Origin of the sequence: Psychrobacter sp. 78a-MNA-CIBAN-0178, assembly GCF_040309625.1 — a bacterium.
Classification (GTDB): Bacteria; Pseudomonadota; Gammaproteobacteria; order Pseudomonadales; family Moraxellaceae; genus Psychrobacter; species Psychrobacter okhotskensis.
The window spans coordinates 1-271 of sequence record NZ_JBEOOZ010000133.1; the positions used below are offsets into that span (position 1 = coordinate 1).

General features: G+C 45.0%; 1 protein-coding gene. It reads right to left on the reverse strand.

What is annotated here, in order from left to right; translation table 11 throughout:
• Positions 1-271, reverse strand: a 271-nt coding sequence (locus AAEY80_RS14565) for a RecQ family zinc-binding domain-containing protein (RefSeq protein ID WP_350588591.1), incomplete at both ends; no start/stop codon positions are given.

Sequence of the window (271 nt, forward strand, 5' to 3'; positions counted from 1 at the left end):
GCTCTGTACACACACGAAAGTGCTTGCTGAGCGACTAACGTACCATCAAAGCTTTTTGGCGGATTTAAGCAAATATCGCAGTTGCCACAAGGTTCGCGTTGATATTCACTAAAGTAGTTAAGTAATATTTGACGACGACATGTTTGCGCTTCGGCAAAGCTTGCCAGTGCGTTAAAGCGTTGTTCTTCTACGCGGCGGCGTTGTTCGTCGTCTATGTCTTCAAAAAAGCGCCTTACGCGACCTATATCAGCTGGGTCAAAATACATTATAG